The following is a 23,164-nucleotide window of genomic DNA, read 5'->3' as shown; positions in this document are numbered from 1 at the left end:
GTTCGTTATCGGCCGAGCGCCGCGATGAAGGCGCGCGCGCGGTCGCCGACTTCGCCCGCGCCCATGCCGGGCTTGTAGAGCGCCGACCCGAGGCCGAAGCCCGCCGCCCCCGCCGTGAGCCATGGTGCCATATTATCGGGCGCGATTCCGCCGACGGGCAGCAGCCGCGTCCCTGCGGGAACCACTGCACCCAGTGCCTTGAGCACCGCCGGGCTGGCGGCCTCCGCCGGAAAGAGCTTCAGCGCCGTCGCGCCCGCCGCCAGCGCGACGAAGGCCTCGCTGGGCGTCGCGAAACCCGGCAACGACACGAGACCCGCGCCAGCCGCCGCGGCGACGACGTCGACATTGGTGTTGGGCGAAATGATCATCGTCCCGCCGGCGTCGGCGACAGCGGCGACATCGGCGGCCGTCAGCACCGTGCCGGCGCCGATGACCGCGCGGCCTTTCAGCCGGCCGACAAGGCGGCCGATGCTGTGCAGCGGATCAGGCGAGTTCAGCGGGACCTCGATCAGCGCGAAGCCAGCCTCGACCAGCGCCTCGCCGATCGGCTCGACCTCGTCCGGTTTCACGCCGCGCAGGATCGCGATCAGCGGACAGCGCGCGAAAGCGGCGTCGAAGGCGGCAACATGGGTCATAAGGCTTTGTCTCCGATGGCGAGAATGCCGCGCGCGAAGGCGCTATGGCTGTCGACGATCACCGGCTCGCGGCCGGTCGCCGCGACGGCGGCGGCGTAAAGATCGCCGAGCTGGGGATCGGCGAGAATGTGGATCTGCTCGAACGCGCAATCGTCCATGCGCGCAGCGACATCGCCGCCGATCAGCACGCCGCTTGCAAAGGACGCCGCATCGGCATCCTCGCGAAGTCCGAGCACCGAGGCCGCGCGGATACCGAACAGCGACGCCGCAAGGTCGCGCCGCGCGCCTTCAGCCAGCCCGTCGCGAAACGCCGGGCCATCGCTGACATCGGCGGCCAGCGCCCCCGCGAGCAGGCTGTGCCCACGGAGCAGCGCGAACAGCTCGCCCGTCATCGCGGTGGTGAAGCCGGCAATCCGCCCGTCCGTCATCGTCGCCCATTTGCAGTGGGTTCCCGGCTGCGCGAGCAGCGCGTCGGGCGGCACCATCCAGCCCGCGACCGCGCCAAGCAGCTGCACTTCCTCGCCGCGCATCACATCGGCGCGGCCTTTCTTCGAACAGGAAACGCCGGGCACGATCGCGGTGCGGTCATCGATCCAGTCGAGCCCGGCGACAAGTTCATCGATCCCCGCTGGCGCCGCGACATAGGGCACGACGCGCCAGCCGACGGTCGAGCCGACCATGCCCGCGAGCAGCATCGGCAGGTCGCCGAACCGCTCGCGGATCGCCGCGACCTCGCCCGCGAAGTCGGTGACCGACGCGGCGCCCCGGTCGTCGCGCTCGGTATGCGCGACCGCGCCGTTCTCGAAACGGAACACGCGCCGGTTGGTCGTGCCCCAGTCGACGGCGAGAAAGGCGGACGGCGCGCTCACCACCAGGTCGCGTAGAGCGCGATGAGGATCAGGATCACGCCGACGCCGGCGACGTTGAAGGTCGTCGGCGTCGCGAAGCTGACGCCCTGCATCGTGATGCGGTTCGCGTCGCCGCGACCCTTGAACATCAGGCTGATCCCTACCGCGAGCGCGAGGCTGATCAGGAAGACGAGGCCCATGCGGTTCATGAAGGGGAAGTCGGGCATCCCGATCTTGAACGCATAGGACAGCAGGACCGACGCGACGGCCGCGGCGATGGCGCCGGCTTCGCTCGCCTTTTTCCAGAACAGCCCGAGCAGGAAGATCACGGTGATACCCGGAGTGAAGAAGCCCGAGAATTCCTGGATGAACTGGAAGGCCTGATCCGAATTGCCGAGCAGCGGACGCGCGGTGAGCAGCGCGATGATCACCGCGAGCGCCGCCGCGGTCCGGCCGACGAGCACCAGATGCTTCTCGCGCCCGCCGCGCCGCTCATCCTCGGCTTCGTTCGTAAGGCCACGCGCCTTGGCATAGAGGTCAAGCGTGAAGATCGTCGCGATCGAGTTGATCTTGCTTGCGGTCGACGCGATGATCGCGGCGATCAGCGCGGCGAAGACGAGGCCGAGCAGCCCCGGCGGCAGCAGGCGCATCATCGTCGGATAGGCTTCGTCGGGCTTGGCGAGCTCGGGCGCCAGCACGACAGCGGCGATGCCCGGCAGGACGATGATCACCGGCATCAGCAGCTTGAGGAACGCCGCGAAGATCACGCCCTTCTGCGCCTCGCCCAGATCCTTCGCGGCGAGCGCGCGCTGGATGATATATTGGTTGAAACCCCAATAGCTGAGGTTCGCGATCCACATGCCGCCGACCAGCACGGCAATACCGGGCAAATCCTTGTAGAAGGGATGGTCGGGTGCGAGGATCATGTCGAAATGGCCGGGCACGCGCTCGGTGAGGATCGAGAAGCCCGCGATCACGCCCTCGCCCCCGCTGATCTCGTTGAGCGTCAGATAGGAGATGACGAGGCCGCCCATGACGAGCAAGGTGACCTGCACGATGTCGGTGAGCGCGACGGCCTTGAGCCCCCCATAGAGCTGATAGAGCAGCGCGAAGGCGCCCAGCACGATCAGCGCGACATTCTGGTCGACGCCCGCGACCTTGTTGACCGCGATCGATCCGAGCCAGATGATCGAGGTCAGGTTCACGAAGATATAGAGCGCGAGCCAGAAGACCGCCATGATCACCGGCAGCGTCTTGCCGTACCGCTGCTCGAGGAACTGCGGCATCGTATAGATCTTGTTTTCGAGGAAGATCGGCAGGAAATATTTGCCGACGATCAGCAGCGTCAGCGCCGCCATCCATTCATAGGACGCGATCGCGAGGCCGAGCGCATAGCCCGATCCCGACATGCCGACGATCTGCTCGGCCGAGATGTTCGCCGCGATCAGCGACGCGCCGATCGCCCACCAGGGAAGCGATTTCGAGGCGAGGAAATAGTCCGACGTGTCCTTGGCATGCCCCGCTTTTTCGCGGCTCACCCATTGCGCGAGGCCGAAAATGCCGATGGCATATATGACGATGACGATGATATCGATTTGCGACAGGCCCGCCATACGGACTCTCCCCTTGGCTGATTATTGAAATCACATTTATCTGATTTAAACGGCTTGTCTAGCTTCCTGTGCGGAATCGGTGATAAGGCCGGTCAAAATAACGTGTGGAGACGAACGTGGCGAACATGTCGGGACTGGGAATTGAGGATACGGGACCGCAGCTTGGGCGCAATCTGACCTATGGCATGCTCGACGCGATCGGGCGCGCGATCGTCGTCGGCGATTATGACGGCGCGATCTTTCCGACCGAGGCCGAACTCGCCAAGCAGCATGGCGTCAGCCGGTCGGTGACGCGCGAAGCGGTGAAGATGCTGACGGCGAAGGGGCTGCTGAGCGCCCGACCCCGCCAGGGGACGACCGTCCAGCCGACCACGTCCTGGAACCTCTTCGACACCGACGTCCTTCGCTGGCTGCTCGAACGGCAATTTTCGATCGATCTGCTGCGCCAGTTCAACGAGCTGCGCGTCGCGATCGAACCCGAAGCGGCGGCGCTCGCGGCACGCGTCGCCACGGCGGACGATATCGAACGGGTGAATGCGGGCCTCAAGCGGATGGAAAGGGCGGAGCGCGGCGAAGACGACGTACTGGAAAGCGACATCGCCTTTCACGTTGCCGTGCTGCGCGCGTCGCGAAACCCCTTCTACGCCCAATTCCGCGACGTCGTCAGCACCGCGCTGCGCACCTCGATTCGCTTCACCAACCGCGTCAAGGGCCGCACCGCCAATGTCGCCGACCATGCAGCGGTGCGCGACGCAATCGTCGCCGGCAATCCCGACAAGGCGCGCAAGGCGATGCGCGCGTTGATCAGCGACGTGCTCGAACTGATCGACACGGCCAAACCGGACGGTGCCGCCCCCGGGCGGTGACGACACCAGCGCCGCCTATTTCTTCACCTTCGCTCCCGTCGTGAGGCGATAGGTCATGACGTTGCGATAGGTTTCGCCGGGCGCGAGGCGCGCATTCGGGAAATTCTTCTGGTTCGGGGCGTCGGGGAAAATCTGCGGCTCCATGACCAGCGCGTCGCCCATGCGATAGATTTTCTTGCTCTTGCCGTGGCTCGTCGCGTCGAAGAAATTGCCCGAATACATCTGGAGGCCCGGCTGGTTCGACCAAAGTTCGAACCCGCGGCCCGACACCGGATCCTCGACCCGCGCCATCAGATGCTGGTCGGCGGTGACCTTGCGCCCGATCACCCAATTATGGTCGTAGCCGCGGCCGAAGACGATCTGCTCGTCGCTGGCGTCGCGGACGCGCTCCCCAATGACGGTCGGCTTGCGGAAATCGAACACCGTGCCGGCGACCGGGCGATATTCGCCGGTCGGGATCGCGCCCGAATCGGTCGGCAGATAGCTTTCCGCCGGGATCGTCACGACATGCCCCATCGCACCGTTCGCCGAGCCTTCGCCCGACAGGTTCCAATAGGCATGATTGGTGATGTTGGCGATCGTCGGCCGGTCGGTGGTCGCGACATATTCGATCCGGAGATCATTTTTTTCGTCGAGCGAATAGATCGCATCGACCGTCATCGTGCCGGGATAGCCCTGATCGCCGTCGGGGCTGACATAACGGAGCGTGACCGACGCCGTCGGGCCGCTCTTCACCGAGGTCACTTCCCACAAGACCTTGTCGAAGCCGAGCGTGCCACCGTGCAGCGCGTTCGCGCCATTGTTGATCGGCGTCTGCCACGTCTTGCCGTCGAGCTTGAAGCGCCCGCCCGCGAGCCGGTTGGCGAAGCGGCCGACGGTCGAGCCGAAATATTGCGGCGTGTCGATATAATCGGAGAGATTGTCGTAACCGAGCGCGACATCGGCCTTCTTGCCGTCGCGATCGGGCATCACCACCGATTGCAGCGTCGCGCCGAGCGCGATGACCGTCGCCGAAATGCCGTTGGCGTTGGTCAGCGTCACCGCGGGTACGCTGCGCCCGTCGGGCATCTTGCCGAAGGTCGATTGCGATGCCTCGGCACCCAGCGCCGGCGTTGCCGCAACCAAGGCCGCCGCCGCGGCTCCCCAAGCCAGTTTCGTCATCTTCTTCACTCCTCTAACCCTTGTATTTCTGCGCCGGCAGGCCGCGGCATCCGGGATCGACTTCGAACAGCGCGCCGCCATGCGGTTCGTTCACGCCGTCGGACGCCGAAGTGACGAACATCCGGTCGAGGCCGGGTCCCGCAAAGGTGCAGCTGGTGATTTGCGACGCCGGAAGCGGGATATGCCGATCGGGCGTCCCGTCGGGCGCGAAGCGCATGACGCGCGAGGCGCCCCAGCAGGCGACCCACAAACCGCCATCGGCGTCGAAGGTCATCCCGTCGGGATTGCCCCAATCCTCTTCGAACAGGATGAAGGGCGCGGCTTCTCCCAATAATCCGTCATCGCGGATATCGAAGCGAAAGATCGTCCCGCGCGCGGTATCGGTGTGGAGCAGGAAAGCGCCGCCGGGGTCGATCGCGGGACCGTTGGCGATCGTATAGGGACCATCAACCTGCGCCAGCGTGCCGTCGGGATCGAGGCGATAGAAAGCCCCTGACGGCCGGTCGCAGGTGACGGGCATCGTCCCGGCCCAGATCCGTCCCAGCGCGTCCGCCTTCGCATCGTTCAGGCGGTTCGCCGCGTTGCGCGGATCGACCGAAACGATCGGTTCGCGCGCATCGGCATCGAGGTCGATGCGTACGATGTCGCGCCCGATCCCGGCCACGAAACCGCCCGCCTCGCGCTCGATGATCCAGGCCGCATAATGGGGCTGCTCAAAGCTGTCGACGCGGCCGTCGGCGAGCGTCATGCGGTTGATCCGCCGGCCCAATATGTCGACCCAGAACAGCGCGCCGTGCCGCGCCGACCACATCGGGCCTTCGCCCAGCCGGTCGCGCCCCTCCCGCGCAATCACTCGCACATCGGACATCAGTGACTGTCCCGCGGTAAGCCATGCGCCTGCGCGACGCGCTGATATTTGACCGCCATTTCGAGGACCGCGCCACTGTCGAACTGGCCGGTCAACGCGCGGTGGATTTCCTGCCACGGCGTCTGCGCGGGCGGCATATAGTCGGGATCGGCCTTGAGCTCGGCGCGGCGGCGATCGAGCTCGGCGTCGTCGACGAGCATGTTCGCGGTGCGCTTCGCAAGGTCGATGCGGATACGGTCGCCGGTCCGCACCAGCGCCAACCCGCCGCCGACGACGGCTTCGGGCGCGGCGTTCAGGATCGACGGGCTGCCGCTCGTTCCCGACTGACGGCCGTCGCCGATGCACGGCAGCGCGTGGACGCCCGCCTGGATCAGCGCGGCGGGCGGGCGCATGTTCACCACCTCGGCCCCGCCCGGGTAGCCGATCGGCCCCGCGCCGCGCATGATCAGGATCGAGTGGGCGTCGGCGCCGAGCGCCGGATCGTCGATGCGGCTGTGATAATCCTCGGGCCCGTCGAACACGATCGCGACGCCCTCGAACGCGTCGGGATCGGCCGCATTGCTCAGATAACGCTCGCGAAACTCGGGCGAGATGACGCTGAGCTTCATCACCGCATTGTCGAACAAATTGCCGCGCAGCACCGTAAGCCCAGCGGCGGGCTTCAGCGGCGCGTCGAGCGTTCGGATGACGTCGATGTCCTGCGTGTCCGCCTCGCCGATATTCGCCGCAACCGTCTGCCCGTTGGCGGTGAGCGCATCGCCGTCGATCAGCCCGGCACGAAGCAACTGCCCCATCACCGCGGGCACGCCGCCGGCGCGATAGAAATCCTCGGCCAGATAAGCGCCCGCAGGCTGCAGATTGACGATCAGCGGAATGTCGGCGCCCTGCACCTCCCAATCCTCAAGCGTCAGTTCGACCCCGATATGACGCGCGATCGCGTTGAGGTGGATCGGCGCGTTGGTCGATCCGCCGATCGCCGAGTTGACGCGGATCGCATTCAGGAAAGCGGTGCGCGTCAATATGTCGCTCGGCTTACGGTCGGCGTGGACCATCTCGACGATCTGCATTCCGGTGCGATAGGCGCATTCCTGCCGGTCGCGATAGGGCGCGGGGATCGCCGCCGATCCGGGCAGCGACATGCCGAGCGCCTCGGTCAGCGAATTCATCGTCGTCGCGGTGCCCATCGTGTTGCACCAGCCGGTCGATGGCGCCGACGAAGCGACGAGTTCGAGAAACCCTTTATAATCGATCTCGCCCGCCGCGAGCATTTCGCGCGCGCGCCAGACGATCGTGCCCGATCCGGTGCGTTCGCCCTTGAACCAGCCGTTGAGCATCGGACCGACCGACAGCGCGATCGCCGGGATATTCACCGTCGCCGCCGCCATCAGGCACGCGGGCGTCGTTTTGTCGCAGCCGACCGTCAACACAACACCGTCGAGCGGATAACCGTGCATCGCTTCGACGAGGCTCAGATACTGGAGGTTGCGGTCGAGCCCCGCGGTCGGCCGCTTGCCGGTTTCCTGGATCGGGTGCGTCGGAAATTCGATCGCAATGCCGCCCGCGTCGCGAATCCCGTCGCGCACGCGCTTCGCGAGCTCAAGGTGGTGGCGGTTGCAGGGCGTCAGGTCGCTGCCGGTCTGCGCGATGCCGATGATCGGCCGCCCCGACTGCAACTCGTCGATGCTGAAACCATAGTTCAGATAGCGTTCGAGATAGAGCGCCGTCATGTCCGGATTATCCGGATTGTCGAACCAGGCACGCGACCGCAGCCCTCCCTTGCCGTCTGGCCGCGTTTTCGCCCCGTCTCCCATATATATCCTTCTCGATGCACATTTTCGGCCCAAGCCCGGAATCGGTTGATAACCTGAACCGTCGCAGATAGGAAGCATATATATCAGACAAATAAAAATAGGATGAAGAATGATGATTCGCTTGGGATTGGTCGGAATCGGAAAAATCGCGCGCGACCAGCATCTTCCCGCCATCCATGCGGACGATCGATACGCGCTTGTCGCGACCGCCAGCCGCCACGCGCAGCTCGATGGCGTGCCGGGACATGCCGACATCGCCGCGATGATCGCGGGCGACCATCGCCTCGACGCCGTGTCGATCTGCACTCCGCCGGTCGGCCGCCACGCGATCGCGGCGGCGGCGATCGACGCGGGACTGCATGTCATGCTCGAAAAGCCGCCCGCCGCGACCACGACCGAGATCAGCGCGCTCGCCATTCACGCCCGCGCGCGCGGCGTCACCCTGTTCGCGACCTGGCATTCGCGCGAGGCGGCGGGGGTCGCCCCGGCGCGCGACTGGCTGCGCGACAAGCGGATTCGCGCGGCGCATATCCGGTGGAAGGAAGATATCCGCCGCTGGCATCCGGGGCAGGAATGGATCCTCGACGCCGGCGGCTTCGGCGTCTTCGATCCCGGCATAAACGCGCTGTCGATCATGACCGCGATCCTCCCCGCCCCCCTGCTTCTCGACGCGGCGCGCATCGATATTCCCGACGGGCGCAGCTCGCCGATTGCCGCGACCATGATGATGCGAAGCGGCGATGCGGCGGTGACCGCCGACCTCGATTTCCTGCAAACCGGCCCGCAAAGCTGGGATATCGAAGTCGAAACGGACGCGGGAACCTTACGGTTGTCGATGGGCGGCAGCGTGCTCGAGTTGCCAGGCGGCGAACCGATCACCCGCGAAGATCGCGAATATCCCCGCCTCTACACGCGCTTCGCCGAGCTGGTCGCGGCGGGCAAGAGCGAGGTCGACATTCGCCCGCTCCAGCTCGTCGCCGACGCCTTCCTCGTGGCCGAACGACGCACGGTCGCGCCCTTCCAGTTCTGAGGAACAGACGTCGCAACCGCTGAGCCAAAAAAGGCCCGCCACCCCCGAAGAGGATGGCGGGCATGCGGGAGAGCGGACGAAAACAGTGAAGCGTGTGCCTAGTCGCGCGCAGCGCCGATCCGCGGAATGCCGATCGACTCGGCATCCCCGATGTCGATCGGCACCAGCCCGAACTGCATGCGCCACGGCGCGGTCGGATCGTTGCCGAACATCGTGTACCAATAGCGGCCCTGCTTGTCGCGAAACGCCGTGCCGTGGCCGCCGTGCGGCGCCCCCATGCGGCGCTGCGTATAGGGGCCGAACAGGCTCTTCGACGTGCCGTACATCATGTCATAGGTGCCGTGCGTGCGCAGTGGACCGTGCCATTCGGCGCCGGTCAGAAAATAGACGCCATTGGCCTTGATCAGGCCATTGCCTTCATAGCCGACATGATCGCCATCGGCGTCGACAAGCTGGCGCACCGGTCCCTCGAAGCCACTCCGTGTGGCGTTGAGCTTGCCGATGTTGCCGCCGCCCCACAGGAAATAGAGGCCGTCATCGTCCTCGAACGGGAAGCCGTCGATGCCTTTGACGAAAAAGCTTTTCGTCACATTTTCATATGGCCCTTCGGCCTTGCCCGTCGTGGAGCGATAGAGCCAGGTCTTGCCGCCAACGCCCTTCTCCATCACCGAAAAAGCGAGATAATAGGTCTTGTCACGCGCCGACCACATGATCTCGGGCGCCCAGAGTTCGGCGATATTCTTGCCGAAATCATAGCCCATGCCTTCCCACTTCCAGATGAAGCCGACCTCGTCCCATTGGTTGAGGTCCGACGAGCGCCACAGCTTCACGCCGCCGTCCGGCTTGTGATAGCCATAGCCGTCGAGCGTCCCGACGAGATAATAATAGCCGTCGCCGCCGAGCGTCACCGACGGGTCGCGCATCGTCTCGCTGGTGATCAGCGCCTTGCGCGCCGCGACCGCGCTGTCTTCGGTGATCACCGACGCCGCCTGCCGCAGCCGCCCGTCGGGCGCGCGCTCGAGCGGTACCAGCCCGACCTGCTCGCAGAACATCGCAAAGCTGTCGTCGCATTTGGGGTTATAGGCTGCGGCGAGCTGGCCGTCATCAAGCCGCACTACCGAACCGCGACCCGCGTGCGGCACTGCAAGCATGCGCATCGTGAACGGGCCATAGGGGGTCGGCGCCTCGGCCATGAACAGATCCTCGGTCGCGGTACGCATCCGCCCGGTGACCTCGCTCGCGGCGAGGACATAGCTGTCGCCGTCGCGGAACATCGCCGCGCCGCGCACGCCGACGCGCGTGCGCACCGGCCAGTCCTTGCCGACCGGCGGATGCTTGGCGAACAGCGCCTGATCGGGCTTCAGGAAGCGCGGCGTCTCCGCAAGCTTCGCAAAACCCGGCGCAAGCTTCGCGATCGAACCGCCGCCCCACAGAAGATAGCCCGCGCCGTCCGTATCCACGAACAGCGACACGTCGGACGCATCCTCGACGAGGCAGGGCGAAGCCTCGAACGCGCCGCCGGGCCGCGCCGCCAGCCCTGTCGCGACACGAGCGCAGCCCGCCTTGTCGGAGAAGGCGAGATAGAGCCTGTCGCCCGCGACCGTCACCGAAGGCGCCAGATAGCGTTCGGATACGTCACCCGGCGTAATCCCGTTGCCCGAAATCCTGGCAGGGCCGATGCGCGTCCATTTTTTTGCATCGGGCGAGGCCCACAGTTCGACGCCGTGGCGCGCGCCGGTGCGCAGCGTGGTGCCGGTGAGGATCCATCCGCCACCCGGCAACCGTGCGACCGACGCATCGCCGATCGGCCGTTCGGAGAAGATCGGCGCGACGGGCTTTGCGTCAGCAGCGGGCATCACCGTCGCATTCCTGTCCATCGACGGATGGTCGGCGAAAATATCGTCGGCGACGGCACTCTTCAGCTTCTGCTGCGCGCCGGCGGCCGGCGCGAACGACAGCGCCGCCAACATCAGGCCGCTGATCCAGGTCTTCTTCTGCACGGTCATTTACCTTTCTGGAGCGCCTTGAAGTCGTCGAAAATCACATAGTTCGGCGCCGCGCTGCCATCCGCATTCTTGCGGATCGTCGCCGGGGCGAACACGCTGTTGAGCAGCCACGGCGTCTTGTCGGGCCCGAAATTCCGCGACATCGAACTGCCCTGCTTGAAGCCGTAGGTCGCGACCGCAAGTCGGCCGGTGTCGCGGAATATCTTCATCTGGTTGGCGACATAATGTTTGCGGTTCTCGAACCACGGGCTCATCCGCAGGAAATCGTCCCACTGCTCCCTGGGGAAAGGCGTTTCGAGCGCCGCCTTGATAATCTGCCAATTCTGCGCGGTGCGAGGCGCCTGATATTTGTCGGCGAAGGCGGGATTCACCACGCCCTTCATATTCTGCTGCCACCACCAGACGAGCGAAAATTCGGTGACGATGAATTTCTGCTCGGGCCGCATCCGCGGCAGGATATAGTCGAGAAAGGGCTTCGACGCCTGGATCGCGGGGATGTGAGGGTGGATATTGACCCCGTCGATCTCCGGCGTCGTCTTCACGAACGCCATCCAGCGTTCGGTGGATGCGGTCTGCTTCTTCTTGATATCCAAGCGGTTGAGCGCCCCCATATACAGGCGCGTCTTGCATTCGCCCGGGCATGCCTTGGCGCGATAGGCGATCGCGCGCTTCGCCATCGCCTCGTAAAAGGCGTTGAGGTCGAGGTCGCGATCCTCCTCGCGGCTCTCGATATAGGGCTCGTTGCCGACTACCAATATATCGACCTTGCCGACCACGAGCGGCAGCACCGCATCGACACGCGCGAGTTCGCGATCGAACGCCGGCGTGCCCGCCTTCGGGAAATCTCCGCGGTTATAAGGGAATTTCAGGGTCAGGATCGTCTTGTAGCCGCGCGCATGCGCATCGAGGATCGCCTTGACCGCGCCATGGTCCGCGGCACCGCGGTCGAGCTGCGGCATCGGCACGAACAGGCGGACCCAGCGGGCACCGGCCTTTTCGAGGTCGCGATAATCGATATCCTCATAATGCTCGTTGTAATTCGCCCCGAGCGCCCCCTGCGCCTGCGCAATGCCCGGCAGGCAGGCAATCGCCGCAACGGCGGCGAACAATCCCCGCATCATCATCATCTCCTCTTGATCCTGATCACGGCCGGCTGCGGCCGTCGCTTTCGATCTTGTCGAGCCGCGCCGCGAGCCGGGCAGTCAGGTCGGGCATCTTCGCGGCGAGATTCTCGCGCTCGCCGGGGTCGCTCGCCAGATTATAGAGCTGGTGCCGCGGCGACGTACCGATCGCATTGCCATGGAACTCGTGCGGTTCCACGCTGCCGCGAATGAACTTCCAGTCGCCGACGCGCAGCGCGAGAATGCGCGCCCCGCTGCTCGCGACGGTCGATCCCGTCGTCACCATCAGCTTGGTATCCTCGACCACATGGTCGCGACCGCGTTCGCTGCGCCCCATCAGCGGCACCAGCATGTCGAAGCTGTCGACCGCGGCGTCCTGCGGCAGTGCCTGCCCCACGAGAGCGGCAAGGGATGCGACCATGTCGACATGATCGACCAACGCTTCCGACACATGGCCTTCGCGCACATGCCCCGGCCAGCTAACGATCATCGGCACCCGCGTGCCGCCTTCGTAGATGCTGTATTTACCGCTGCGATACGGTCCCGAAGGCTTGTGATCGCCTGCCAGTTCTACCGCCCGATCGTCATAGCCGTCGAACAGGATTGGGCCATTGTCGCTGCTGAGGATGACCAGCGTGTCGTCGGCGATGCCAAGCTCGGCGAGCTTGTCGATCAGCGCACCGACGGTCCAGTCGAACTGGACGATCGTGTCGCCGCGCGGCCCCATGCCCGAGGTGCCGACGAAGCGCGGATGCGGCGCGCGCGGGACGTGCGGCTCGTTCATCGCGAAATAGAGAAAGAAGGGCTCGCCTTTTCGCGCGGTCACGAAATCGATTGCCTTGCCGAGCAATTGGTCGGTGAGATCCTCGTCCTTCCAGCGCGCCGCCTTGCCGCCGCTCATGTAACCGATGCGGCTGATGCCGTTGACGATCGTGTTCGAATGTTCGGGATCGCCCTTGAATTTGAGCTGCTCGGGATGTTCGGCTCCGGTCGGCTCGTCACCGACCTTGGCCTTGTAGTCGACGCGGATCGGATCGGCGGGATCGAGGTTCATGACGCGCCGGTTCTCGATCAGCACCGTCGGCACGCGGTCGAGCGTCGCGGGCATGAAATAGCCATAGTCGAAGCCGACATCGAGCGGCCCGGGCGCGATCTCGCCGTTCCAGTCGACCTTGCCGTCGCCAAGGCCGAGATGCCATTTGCCCACGACGCCGGTGGCATAACCCGCCTTCTTCAGCATATGCGGCAAGGTAAACTGCCCCGGGCGGATCAACGCGGGCGCATCGCCGGGCAGGATCTGCGTTCCCGACGCGCGCCAGGCATAATCGCCAGTCAGTAGCGCATAGCGCGACGGAGTGCAGGTCGCCGAAGGCGAATGCGCGTTGACGAAGCGCGTCCCGCGCGCCGCGAGCCGGTCGACATGGGGCGTCTTCAGCGCCTTTGCACCATAGCAGGAGAGGTCGCCATAGCCGAGATCGTCGGCATAGATGACGATGATGTTGGGTTTGGTGCGCGGCGTGGCCGCCAAGGCGACTCTTGGCAGAGCAGCCACCCCCGCGCCCGCCAGCAGGAGCGCCCGACGCGACAATGTGGATTTCAAGGCCCCTCTCCTCCTCGCCCAGAGTAGGATATATATGATTTAATCAGAGGACGCAACGCGGCTAGGCTATTTCGCCTGCATCCGCCGGAAATCGTCGATCCAGGCATAGTTGAACGCTGCGGTGCCATCCGCATTCGGACGGATCGTGCGGCCCGCATAGACGCTGTTGAGCAGCCACGGTGTCTTCTTCGGACCGAAATTGTTCGACATCGAGCTGCCCTGCTTGAAGCCGTAGGTCGCGACCGCGAGCCGGCCGGTGTCGCGGAATATCTTCATCTGGTTGGCGACATAATGTTTGCGGTTCTCGAACCACGGGCTCATCCGCAGGAAATCGTCCCACTGCTCCTTCGGGAAAGGCGTTTCGAGCGCCGCCTTGATGATCTGCCAATTCTGCGCATCGCGCGGCGCCCGATATTTGTCGGCGAAGGCGGGCGCGACCGGCTTGGCCAGATTTTGCTGCCACCAGCCGACGAGCGAGAATTCGGTGACGATGAACGTCTGCTCGGGACGCATCCGCGGCAGGATATAGTCGAGAAACGCCTTCGACAGCTCGATTCTGGGAACATGCGGGTGGATATTGACGCCGTCGATCTCCGGCGTCGCCTTCACGAACGCGAGCCAACGTTCGGTCGACGGCGTGATATTCTTCCTGAGGTCGAGCCGGTTGAGCGCCCCCATATAAAGCTTCGTCTTGCAGTCGCCGCCGCAATTGGCCTTGCGATAGGCGATGATCCGGCCCGCCATCGCCTCGTAAAAGGCATTGAGGTCGAGGTCGCGATCCTGCTCGCGCGTTTCGAAATAGGGCTCGTTGCCGATCACCAATATGTCGACCTTGCCCATCACGAGCGGCAACACCGCATCGAGTCGGGCCAGCTCGCGCGCGAACTCCGCGCTTCCCGCCTTGGCAAAGTCGCGGTCGTTCTGCGGCCATTTCAACGTGAAGATCGTCTTGTACCCGCGCGCGCCGGCGTCAAGCACCGTGCGGATCGCGCCATGTCCGGCCGCCCCGCGATCAACCTGCGGCATCGGCAGGAAAAGCCGAATCCATTTCGCGCCCGCGCTATCGAGTTCGCGATAATCGACGTCCTCATAATGCTCGTTGAAATTCGCCCCGAGCGCACCCTGCGCCATCGCTGCACCCGGCTGCGACGCCAGCGCCGCACCCGCCACCCCAATCCATTTTCCCCGCATCCCGCCTCCCGTTCCATGCCGCAAACTTGACTCATCTTAATTATACGATAATACAGATATAACGAAGTCGCTCAGCCGACAAGGGAGGAATGGATGAAATCGGCCCGGCACACGCGTCGATGGATGATCGGGGCGGCAGGAGCCGCCCTTTTCGCAATGCTCGGCGCCGGCACCCCCGCCCGCGGCTTTGCACCCGCCTCAATACCGGCGGAATCGCCCGCGCCGGCGCGGCAGCCGAATATCCTCTTCATCCTGATCGACGACATGGGATATGCCGACCTGTCGCTGACCGGCAACACGCTGGTCGCCACGCCGAACATCGACGCACTCGCGCGCGACGGCATGGTGATGACGCAATTCTACGACGCCGCGCCGATCTGCTCGCCGTCGCGCGCCGGCTTCATGACGGGACGCTTTCCCGCGCGCGACCGCTTCGTCACCTATATCGACGGCCGCAAGCGCAACCGCGCCTTCGGTCAGGCCGACTGGCTCGACCCGTCGCTGCCCGTCCTGCCGCGCCTGATGCGACAGGCGGGTTATGCCACCGGCCATTTCGGCAAATGGCACTTGGGCGGCGGACGCGACGTCGGCGACGCCCCGCTTCCATCGGCCTATGGCTTCGACGAAAGCTATACCCAGTGGGAGGGCCTCGGTCCGCGCGTCCTGCCCACCGACCTCACCAACCGGCTCGGGCAGCAGAGCGCCGAACTCGGCCAGGGCCCGGTCGAATGGCTTCCTCGCGCCGAGATCACCCGCCGCTTCGTCGACAAGACGCTGAATTTCGTCGGACGCAGCAAGGACCGCCCGTGGTTCGCACAGCTCTGGCTGACCGACATGCATACGCCGTGGGTGCCCAGCCCCGAGCAACTCGCGGTCACCAAGGGCAAGGGTGCCACGCCGCGCGAGGACCAGTTCCTTGCCGTGCTCGTCGCGATGGATGCCGAGATCGGCCGCCTCGTCGACGGCCTGCGGCAAGCGGGCGAACTCGAAGACACGCTGATCGTTTTCACCTCCGACAACGGCCCCACCATCGGCGCCAACACGCCGGGGTCGGCGGCGCCCTATCGCGGCCGGAAAGCGAGCCTCTACGAAGGTGGCGTACGCCAGCCGCTGATCGTCCGCTGGCCCGGCCACATCGCCAGCGGCGGCCGCGATGCGCAAAGCGTCGTGCAGGCGGTCGACCTGTTGCCCACGCTCGCCGCGATCACCGGCGCGCCGAAGCCGGCCGGGATCGACGGCATCGACATTTCTGCCGCGTGGCGGGGTCGGCCTCTCACCTCGCGCCCCGATATCTATAGCCATATCGCCCGCACGGACAGCGAAGCCTTCGGACCTCTCTATTCGATCCGGTCGGGGCCCTGGAAATTGCTGATGAACGCCGGCGGCAGCGACGCAGAACTCTACAATATCGAACGCGACCCGCAGGAGCGGCAGGATCGCGCGGCCGAGGAGCCGGCGATCACCAGGACCCTGTCGGCAAAGCTCGCCAAATGGATCGCCGGCCTGCCCGCCCCGACCATGTCCAAACAACCGCCCATGTAATGGAAATATCGGTGGCGGATCGGGCCCGGACCGGTCATCGCCGCCGTCCTTTATTTTATCATATTAATTCTATATCTGGCCAAATTTTTAGGGGGAGATTACCATGCGAAACCGAATAATCCTGGCGTGCACCACGTCGGCCTTGGCGCTCATCGCCATGCCATCGGCGGCACTGGCCCAGGATCAGGATGGACAGGTCACCGTCGATTCAGCACCGGAGGACCCGACGGCCGATGACGCCATCGTCGTTACCGCGATCCAGCGCAGCCTCGAGACGTCGCAGGCGATCAAGGAAGACTCCGATCAGATCGTCGATTCGATCGTCGCCGAGGATATCGGCAAGCTGCCCGACGTCACCGCGACCGAATCGCTGGCGCGCATCACAGGCGTCCAGGTCGATTATGCGAACGGCACCGCCGCCGGCACCCGCGTTCGCGGCTTGCCGAACATCGCCACCACCTACAACGGACGCGAACTCTTCACCGGTCAGGGCCGCGCGGTCGCACTTCAGGACTTCCCGTCGAGCAGTATCGCCCGCCTCGACGTCTATAAATCGGGCAGCGCCAATCTGCTCGAACCCGGCGTCGCCGGCCTGATCGACGTGCGGGCGCGCAAGCCGCTCGATTTCAAGGGCGACCGCATCGCCGGCGGGATCAGCGGCGTGCATTGGAAACAGTCGCAGAAACTGGGTGTCGACGCCAACCTTCTGCTGAGCAAGCGGTGGGAAACGGGCATCGGCGACATCGGCTTTCTGATCGAGGGATCCTACACCGACCTCAAATTCCTCGATTCCTCGCGCAACGTCGCGCAGGCGATTCTCAGCCGTAACGTCGCGGGCCTCGGCACGATCCGCTATCCGTCGTTCGTCAACATCAACTATAACACCGCCGACCGGTATCGGCCGTCGGTGGCGACCGCGCTGCAATGGCGCCCGAGCAACGAGCTCGAACTCTATGCCGACTTCCTGTTCCAGGGCTATCGGAGCAGCGGATACGGCAGCAACCTCCAGATCAACTCGGGCGTGCAGGCCAATCTGACCGACATCGAACTGTTTCCCGGCACCAACAAGGTCAAGAGCATGACCGCGAGCGCGGGCGGCATTCCGACGGGCAACCAGAATGTCGTCTATGGCAAGACCGACACCTATCAGGCGGGCACCGGCTTCATCTGGAAGCGTGACGGCCTGAAGATCACCGGCGACGTCGCCTTCACCGATTCGACCTACACTCGCGAAACGACGCAGTTCAACTATTCGCTCGTCGTGCCGCAACCGACGCGGACCTATGATTTCGACACCGACATCGGCGCCGGTGGCGGCGGGGTCGTCGTGTCCAATTTCCCCGTCAACGATCCCTCGCGCTATCGCATGGTGGCGCTTGGCGAAAATGGCGAGCGGAGCCACGGCCGCGACTGGCAGGGGCGGCTCGATCTCGATTACCGGATGGGGCCGACGGGCGTCACCAACCTCCAGGCGGGTGTCCGCTTCAACAGCCGCGATTTCGACTTCGCCAATTATTCGGAACGGGGCAATGCACCCGCCGGTCAATTCTATTCGCTGCTGCCGCTCGACTATCACACCGTCGCCCCGGGTTTTCGCGGGGACAAGGTGCCGATCACGCGCGTCTTCCTCACCCCGACCGCCGACAGCATCATGGCGAATCTGGACTTCCTACGCGATCTCACGGGGGACCGTACCGAAGTCCCGCCGTTCGACCGGGTCTATTTCGGGAATGAAAAGGGATATGCGGGCTATGTCCAGGGCCGCTATGCTTTCGACCTCGGCAGCATGACGGTCGATGGCCTCGTCGGCCTTCGCGCCGTGCGCACCGAGACCGAGATCAACGGGTTCGACCGGGTGACCGAGGGCGGAGAGACGATCCTGCGGCCGGTATCGCGCAGCAAATCCTATACCGACTTCCTGCCCAACGTCAGCGCGCGCCTGCGCCTGATGCCCAAGCTGCAACTCCGCCTCGCCTTCACCGAAACGCGGACGCGGCCCGGCTTCGGCGACCTGAATCCCTCGCTGACGATCGGCGCCCCGGCGACGATCTGCACGCCCAGCCCCGACGATCCGGAGGCGGGACCGAACAACCCCAATTGCGTCCGCACGTCGAATGGCGGCAACGCCGACCTCGAGCCGATCAAGTCGCAGAACTACGACGCGTCGCTCGAATGGTATTTCTCGCGCGGCGGCTCGCTCACGCTCGGTCTTTTTCAGCGCGACGTGACGGGCTTCATTTCCGACTTCACGACCGATGTCGAGGACGCCGAGTTCGGACGCCTGCGCGTCACGCGCCCGTTCAATGGCGGCGAAGGCCGGCTGCGCGGCATCGAAGCGGCGTTCCGTACCTTCCTCCGCTTCCCGCAGCTGCCCGAATGGCTGCAGAATTTCGGCGTCCTCGCGAACTATACCTATATCGACCATGGCACCGAATTGCCCGAGGCGCTGGCGGAGAGTCTGCCGGGCAAGCAGCGGATCGCGGGGGTGTCGAACCATATCGCGAACGCGTCGGTCTTTTACGAAAACCGGTCCTTCTCGGCGCGGCTTTCGTATAATTACCGGTCGGACTTCGTGGTTGTGTATAACCGCGTGAACGACCCGGCGCTCGGTGCGGCGGTGCTCGGCCCGACGCTGCCGGTGGTCGAAGACGGCCGCGGCAGCCTCGACTTCAACGCGACGCTCGATCCGACGAAGAATGTGACCATCGCGTTCAGCGCCACGAACCTGCTCGGCGCGGCCGCGACCAACCACCGGCAATATGACGCCGACGGAAACACCTATCCGTGGCAGACGCGTTTCCTCGAAACGATCTATCGCGTCGGGGTGCGCTTCCGCTTCTAATCCCATCCTCCACGGGAAACATCGGCCCGCAATCGCTACCCGGCGATTGCGGGCTTCTTTTTCGGGCGCGTGAAACGCCGTGCGCGTCATTCGCCGGCCGCCGCCTGTGCAGCATGCTTGCGTTTCCCCTTCCCGCGCTTGCCCTTGCCCGGCGCCTTGCCGCCTTCCAGCCGGCCCTTGACCACACCGCCGTCGACCTTGTTCGGCCACGGATCGACGAAGCTCGTCGCGGCCCAGTCACCCCACTGCTTCGCCATGCGCGCGGCGATGTCGGGGTGCGCGGCGGCAAGGTCGCGGGTCTCGGTCCGATCGCTGCTCATGTCGTAAAGCTGCCAGGGAGCGCCGAACTGCGCGACCAGCTTCCACTTGCCGTCGCGGACCGCCTTGTTGCCCTCATGCTCCCAGAATATCGGCACGCTGCGCGTTAACGACCCGCCCTCGAACGCACCGGCGAAGCTGCGCCCCGACATCGGGCGAATCTCGTGTCCGTCGAAGCGCGCGGGATATCGGGCGCCGGCAAGCTCGGCGAGCGTCGGCATGATGTCGACCAGATGCCCGGGCTCGCGCACCATCGTGCCGCGTGACTTCGCATCGATCCCGGCGGGCCATGATGCAATCAGCGGCGTCGCGATCCCGCCTTCCTCGGCATAATGTTTGAAATAGCGGAACGGCGTGTTCTGAAGCGTCGCCCAGTTGAGCCCGACAAAGACGTTCGAATCTTTGCCGCCCCACGGCGCCGCGCCGGTGCGGCCGTCGGGACCGCTTTCGGCGTTGCCGCCATTGTCCGACATGAAGAGGATCAGCGTGTTGTCGAACTCGCCGCGCGCCTTGAGGTCGGCGACCAGCGTCCCGACCGCCTTGTCCATCCGCGAAACGGCGGCGGCATAGACCGCCATGATCGTGTCGAACCGGTCCTTGTCGGCCGCAGGCAGCTTGTCCCAGTCATAAGCCTCGGGCAGCACGTCCGGCAGTACCGCATCGGCGGCGATCAGCCCCATCTTCTTCTGGCGCTCGAACCGGTCGCGGCGCAGCCTCTCCCAGCCCGCCATATATTTGCCCTTGAACTTCGCGATCTCGTCGGCGGGCGCCATCACCGGAAAATGGACCGCGGTGAACGGCAGGTAAAGGAAGAAGGGCTTTCCTGCCGCCTTCGCTTCGTCGACGAAGCGCACGGTCCAATCGACCAGCATGTCCGACGCATACCATTCGCCCTCGCCCACCTCGGGCGAGTCGAGCGGCGTGCGCTGGCCGTCGATCATGACGAACTCGCGGCCCGGCTGGTTCGGGAAATAGGTCCCGCCCTTGTGAAACAAGGAGCGGTCGAACCCCACCTCTTTCGGCGGTGTGCCATGCTGCGCGCCGACGTGCCATTTGCCGGCCATTCCGGTGAAATAGCCTGCGGGCTTCAGCACCTCGGCGATCGTGACCGCGCGGTCCGCAATCCGCCCCTGAAGACCCCCGAGACCGGGGCGCACGACGCTGTCGAGTCCGCCCATCCCCGCTTCGTGCGGATAAAGTCCCGTCAACAGCGACGCGCGCGACGGGCTGCAACGCGCCGTATTGTAGAATTGCGTGAAGCGAAGGCCGTTCGCGGCCAGCGCGTCGAGGTTCGGAGTCGGAATCTCGCTGCCATAAGGTCCGATGTCCGAAAAACCCATGTCGTCGACGAGGATGACGATGATATTGGGGCGCTTGCCCTGCTCGGCCGGTGCCGGGGCCGCGGGCTTGGCCGGAGCCTGCGCGTTGACCGCAAACGCGCATGGTCCCGCGAGCAATGCCAGCGCGGCTGCGGTGGTCGCGGCTCCGCGCATGACGCACCCTATCGACTTCGAAACTCTCATACTCATCCCTCTTTCAGGCCACTGAATTGACCTATTTATCTTATAAGATTTGTCGCAGAAGTATGTTAGCTGAATATAGCCGCAGGTTATGGCCTTGCATTGCCTTTGAAGACGCGCGAATCCGATGGTTCGATCATGATGCCCCTGTCCCCACCTGAGAGGCCTTTCATGATCGCCAGCCCCTATCTTCTCTATCTTGGCCATGTGAACGACGAAGTCGGCATCAAGACCTCGCGCGGCCTCGCGGTTTTCCGGCCCGGCGATTGCGTCGGCGAATTTCGCCACGACGATTGCGAGCTGTCGCTGGTCCTCCCCCGGATGGGATTTGCCGAGGCAGTCGCGGCAGGCGCCCGGACGCTTGTGCTCGGCATCGCCAATGCGGGAGGCAAGATGGGCGATGACCTCGTCCGCGACGCCGTCGCCGCGATCGAGGCGGGGCTAGACGTCGCCTCGGGCCTCCACAACCGGCTGCGCGACGAACCCGCGCTGGTCGAAGCCGCAAGGCGCCACGGCCGCACGCTCCATGACGTTCGCGATCCGCGCCCCGACATCCCGATCGGCAACGGCAAGCGCCGCGCGGGCAAACGCCTGCTCGCGGTCGGCACCGATTGTTCGGTCGGCAAGATGTATGCGACCCTCTGCCTCGAACGCGCGATGCGCGCGCGCGGCATGGCCGCCGATTTCCGCGCGACGGGCCAGACCGGCATCCTGATCGCGGGCAGCGGCGTACCGCTCGACGCGGTGATCGCCGATTTCATCTCGGGCGCGATCGAGCAGTTGTCGCCCGCGCGCGACGACGATGGCTGGGACCTGATCGAAGGCCAGGGCTCGCTCTTTCACCCCTCTTTCGCAGGGGTATCGACCGGCCTCCTCCACGGCGCGCAGCCCGACGCGCTGGTGCTGTGTCATGATCCGGTGCGCCCGCACATGCGCGGGCTGCCGCACTATCCGATGCCGGGTCTTCGCGAGACGCTCGACGCGAACCTCCAGGTCGCGCGACTCACCAACCCCGACGTTCGCGCCGTCGGCGTCGCGCTCAACACATCCAAGCTGTCCGCCGCCGAGGCCGAGCGGCTGTGCGCCGAGACCGCCGACGCGCTCGGCCTGCCCTGCACCGACCCCTTCTCCATGGGCGTCGACCCCATCATCGACTGGATCGCCAAATGCTTCGAACCCTCGCCGCGCAAAGCGACGCTTTCCCTCTAGCCCGGCCGTTCCGTATCTCGCGCGGGGTCAAGACCGTGGCGGATGTGGTGACGGTCGAAATCGGGCGCGATGGCGTCACCGGGCGCGGCGAAGGCGTGCCTTATCCGCGCTATGGCGAATCGATCGCGGGCGCGCTGGCCGCAATCGAGGCGGCGCGCGGCGCGATCGAGGCGGGCGCGACGCGCGAAGAGCTGGCCGAAATCATGCCCGCAGGCGCGGCGCGCAACGCGGTCGACTGCGCGCTGTGGGACCTCGAAACCAAGGCATCGGGACAGAGCGTCACCGACCGTCTCGGCCGCCCGCCGCTTGGCGCCACCCCGACCGCGATCACCGTCAGCCTCGACGATCCCGCCGCGATGGGCGCCGCCGCCCGCGCACTCGCCCGCGCCCCGCTGATCAAGATCAAGGTCGACCGCAGCGATCCCGAAACGCAGATCCGCACCGTGCGCAACGCGGCGCCCGCCCCGCGCGTCATTGTCGACCCCAATGAAAGCTGGACCTTCGCCGAGGTTGAACGGCTCCAGCCCCTGCTCGCCGAATTGCGTATCGACCTTCTCGAACAGCCGCTCCCGGCGGACGAAGATGGCGCACTCGTGGGCTTCACTCCGCTCGTCCCGATCGCCGCCGATGAATCGGCGCATGTCGCGGGCGACGTCGGCGCGCTCGCGGAGAAATATCAGGTCATCAACATCAAGCTCGACAAGACCGGCGGACTGACCGGCGCGCTCGCGCTCGCCGACGCTGCCACCGCCGCCGGGCTCGGCGTGATGACCGGCAGCATGATTTCCTCGTCCCTGTCGATCGCGCCCGCGCTGATAATCGCGGCGCGATCGGCCTTCGTCGATCTCGACGGCCCGCTGTGGCTGGCGGAGGATCGACCGGGCGGCGTCGGGCACGGCACAGGTGTCTTGACGCCGCCCGCACGAGGCTTTTGGGGAACGGCATAAAGTCCTTAGCTATGTAAGAAAAAAGGGGTGTCGCAC

The 23,164-nt window shown here is 65.2% G+C and carries 17 protein-coding genes; 6 read left to right on the top strand and 11 right to left on the bottom strand.

The genetic code is table 11. The features are described from left to right. Positions 1–5: 5 nt before the first annotated feature. Genes QZL87_RS02115 through QZL87_RS02105 form a run of 3 tightly spaced genes read right to left on the bottom strand, consistent with a single transcriptional unit; the run spans position 6 to position 3,096 of the window. Positions 6–635: a 2-dehydro-3-deoxy-6-phosphogalactonate aldolase gene (locus tag QZL87_RS02115; protein ID WP_295323189.1), complete on the bottom strand. Its 630-nt coding sequence runs from the start codon at positions 633–635 to the stop codon at positions 6–8. Then, positions 632–1,510 carry a 2-dehydro-3-deoxygalactonokinase gene (locus QZL87_RS02110; RefSeq protein WP_295327124.1) on the bottom strand — a complete coding sequence of 293 codons (879 nt, stop codon included), beginning with the start codon at positions 1,508–1,510 and terminating at the stop codon, positions 632–634. The genes QZL87_RS02115 and QZL87_RS02110 overlap by 4 nt, the downstream gene beginning before the upstream one ends. Next, positions 1,501–3,096 carry a sodium/sugar symporter gene (locus tag QZL87_RS02105; protein WP_295323186.1) on the bottom strand — a complete coding sequence of 532 codons (1,596 nt, stop codon included), beginning with the start codon at positions 3,094–3,096 and terminating at the stop codon, positions 1,501–1,503. The genes QZL87_RS02110 and QZL87_RS02105 overlap by 10 nt, the downstream gene beginning before the upstream one ends. Positions 3,097–3,221: 125 nt before the next feature. On the opposite strand from QZL87_RS02105, the gene QZL87_RS02100 reads away from it, so the two are divergent. Continuing rightward, entirely contained in the window at positions 3,222–3,962 is a 741-nt protein-coding gene (locus QZL87_RS02100; protein ID WP_295327121.1) for a FadR/GntR family transcriptional regulator, read from the top strand. 15 nt (positions 3,963–3,977) lie between these two features. Here the strand turns inward: QZL87_RS02100 and QZL87_RS02095 are convergent, their stop codons facing one another. Genes QZL87_RS02095 through QZL87_RS02085 form a run of 3 tightly spaced genes read right to left on the bottom strand, consistent with a single transcriptional unit; the run spans position 3,978 to position 7,802 of the window. After that, positions 3,978–5,123, bottom strand: coding sequence for an aldose epimerase family protein (locus QZL87_RS02095; RefSeq protein WP_295323183.1), 1,146 nt, complete (start codon positions 5,121–5,123; stop codon positions 3,978–3,980). 13 nt (positions 5,124–5,136) lie between these two features. Beyond that, positions 5,137–5,991, bottom strand: coding sequence for an SMP-30/gluconolactonase/LRE family protein (locus QZL87_RS02090; protein ID WP_295323181.1), 855 nt, complete (start codon positions 5,989–5,991; stop codon positions 5,137–5,139). Further along, on the bottom strand, positions 5,991–7,802 hold the full coding sequence (locus QZL87_RS02085) for an IlvD/Edd family dehydratase (protein WP_295323178.1): 1,812 nt from the start codon (positions 7,800–7,802) through the stop codon (positions 5,991–5,993). The genes QZL87_RS02090 and QZL87_RS02085 overlap by 1 nt, the downstream gene beginning before the upstream one ends. A gap of 109 nt (positions 7,803–7,911) precedes the next feature. Here QZL87_RS02085 and QZL87_RS02080 point away from each other — a divergent pair, with 109 nt between their 5' ends. After that, positions 7,912–8,832 carry a Gfo/Idh/MocA family oxidoreductase gene (locus QZL87_RS02080; RefSeq protein WP_295323175.1) on the top strand — a complete coding sequence of 307 codons (921 nt, stop codon included), beginning with the start codon at positions 7,912–7,914 and terminating at the stop codon, positions 8,830–8,832. Between the two features lie 98 nt (positions 8,833–8,930). On the opposite strand, the gene QZL87_RS02075 is transcribed toward QZL87_RS02080, so the two are convergent. The 4 genes from QZL87_RS02075 to QZL87_RS02060 form a co-directional block, all read right to left on the bottom strand. Continuing rightward, positions 8,931–10,832: a family 43 glycosylhydrolase gene (locus tag QZL87_RS02075; RefSeq protein ID WP_295323173.1), complete on the bottom strand. Its 1,902-nt coding sequence runs from the start codon at positions 10,830–10,832 to the stop codon at positions 8,931–8,933. Positions 10,833–10,834: 2 nt separating this feature from the next. Then, positions 10,835–11,959 carry a hypothetical protein gene (locus QZL87_RS02070; protein WP_295323170.1) on the bottom strand — a complete coding sequence of 375 codons (1,125 nt, stop codon included), beginning with the start codon at positions 11,957–11,959 and terminating at the stop codon, positions 10,835–10,837. Between the two features lie 22 nt (positions 11,960–11,981). After that, positions 11,982–13,487 carry an arylsulfatase gene (locus tag QZL87_RS02065; RefSeq protein WP_295323167.1) on the bottom strand — a complete coding sequence of 502 codons (1,506 nt, stop codon included), beginning with the start codon at positions 13,485–13,487 and terminating at the stop codon, positions 11,982–11,984. Positions 13,488–13,625: 138 nt separating this feature from the next. Next, positions 13,626–14,750, bottom strand: coding sequence for a hypothetical protein (locus QZL87_RS02060; protein WP_295323165.1), 1,125 nt, complete (start codon positions 14,748–14,750; stop codon positions 13,626–13,628). Between the two features lie 156 nt (positions 14,751–14,906). Between QZL87_RS02060 and QZL87_RS02055 the strand changes: the two genes are divergently transcribed. Further along, entirely contained in the window at positions 14,907–16,292 is a 1,386-nt protein-coding gene (locus QZL87_RS02055; RefSeq protein WP_295323162.1) for a sulfatase-like hydrolase/transferase, read from the top strand. A 103-nt stretch (positions 16,293–16,395) separates the two neighbouring features. Next, a complete protein-coding gene (locus tag QZL87_RS02050; RefSeq protein WP_295323160.1) occupies positions 16,396–19,134 on the top strand; it encodes a TonB-dependent receptor in 2,739 nt (912 codons plus the stop codon). Between the two features lie 86 nt (positions 19,135–19,220). Here the strand turns inward: QZL87_RS02050 and QZL87_RS02045 are convergent, their stop codons facing one another. Further along, a complete protein-coding gene (locus tag QZL87_RS02045; protein ID WP_295323157.1) occupies positions 19,221–20,945 on the bottom strand; it encodes an arylsulfatase in 1,725 nt (574 codons plus the stop codon). A gap of 198 nt (positions 20,946–21,143) precedes the next feature. On the opposite strand from QZL87_RS02045, the gene dgcN reads away from it, so the two are divergent. Continuing rightward, positions 21,144–22,181: an N-acetyltransferase DgcN gene (dgcN, locus tag QZL87_RS02040; protein ID WP_295323154.1), complete on the top strand. Its 1,038-nt coding sequence runs from the start codon at positions 21,144–21,146 to the stop codon at positions 22,179–22,181. Further along, positions 22,139–23,128 (top strand): N-acetyl-D-Glu racemase DgcA, encoded by a 990-nt coding sequence (dgcA, locus tag QZL87_RS02035; RefSeq protein ID WP_295323152.1) that lies wholly within the window; start codon positions 22,139–22,141, stop codon positions 23,126–23,128. The genes dgcN and dgcA overlap by 43 nt, the downstream gene beginning before the upstream one ends. The last annotated feature ends 36 nt before the right edge of the window (positions 23,129–23,164 follow it).

The sequence above is a fragment of the uncultured Sphingopyxis sp. genome (genome assembly GCF_900078365.1).
GTDB lineage: Bacteria > Pseudomonadota > Alphaproteobacteria > Sphingomonadales > Sphingomonadaceae > Sphingopyxis.
Note: the sequence above shows the minus strand (reverse complement) of the source record. Positions and strands in the feature narration are given on the sequence as shown.

Coding starts and splice junctions, on each gene's coding strand:
- QZL87_RS02115 (WP_295323189.1), bottom strand. CDS start 635: ATGACCCATGTTGCCGCCTTCGACGCCGCTTTCGCGCGCTGTCCGCTG.
- QZL87_RS02105 (WP_295323186.1), bottom strand. CDS start 3,096: ATGGCGGGCCTGTCGCAAATCGATATCATCGTCATCGTCATATATGCC.
- QZL87_RS02100 (WP_295327121.1), top strand. CDS start 3,222: ATGTCGGGACTGGGAATTGAGGATACGGGACCGCAGCTTGGGCGCAAT.
- QZL87_RS02095 (WP_295323183.1), bottom strand. CDS start 5,123: ATGACGAAACTGGCTTGGGGAGCCGCGGCGGCGGCCTTGGTTGCGGCA.
- QZL87_RS02090 (WP_295323181.1), bottom strand. CDS start 5,991: ATGTCCGATGTGCGAGTGATTGCGCGGGAGGGGCGCGACCGGCTGGGC.
- QZL87_RS02085 (WP_295323178.1), bottom strand. CDS start 7,802: ATGGGAGACGGGGCGAAAACGCGGCCAGACGGCAAGGGAGGGCTGCGG.
- QZL87_RS02080 (WP_295323175.1), top strand. CDS start 7,912: ATGATGATTCGCTTGGGATTGGTCGGAATCGGAAAAATCGCGCGCGAC.
- QZL87_RS02070 (WP_295323170.1), bottom strand. CDS start 11,959: ATGATGCGGGGATTGTTCGCCGCCGTTGCGGCGATTGCCTGCCTGCCG.
- QZL87_RS02060 (WP_295323165.1), bottom strand. CDS start 14,750: ATGCGGGGAAAATGGATTGGGGTGGCGGGTGCGGCGCTGGCGTCGCAG.
- QZL87_RS02055 (WP_295323162.1), top strand. CDS start 14,907: ATGCTCGGCGCCGGCACCCCCGCCCGCGGCTTTGCACCCGCCTCAATA.
- QZL87_RS02050 (WP_295323160.1), top strand. CDS start 16,396: ATGCGAAACCGAATAATCCTGGCGTGCACCACGTCGGCCTTGGCGCTC.
- QZL87_RS02045 (WP_295323157.1), bottom strand. CDS start 20,945: ATGCGCGGAGCCGCGACCACCGCAGCCGCGCTGGCATTGCTCGCGGGA.
- dgcN (WP_295323154.1), top strand. CDS start 21,144: ATGATCGCCAGCCCCTATCTTCTCTATCTTGGCCATGTGAACGACGAA.
- dgcA (WP_295323152.1), top strand. CDS start 22,139: ATGCTTCGAACCCTCGCCGCGCAAAGCGACGCTTTCCCTCTAGCCCGG.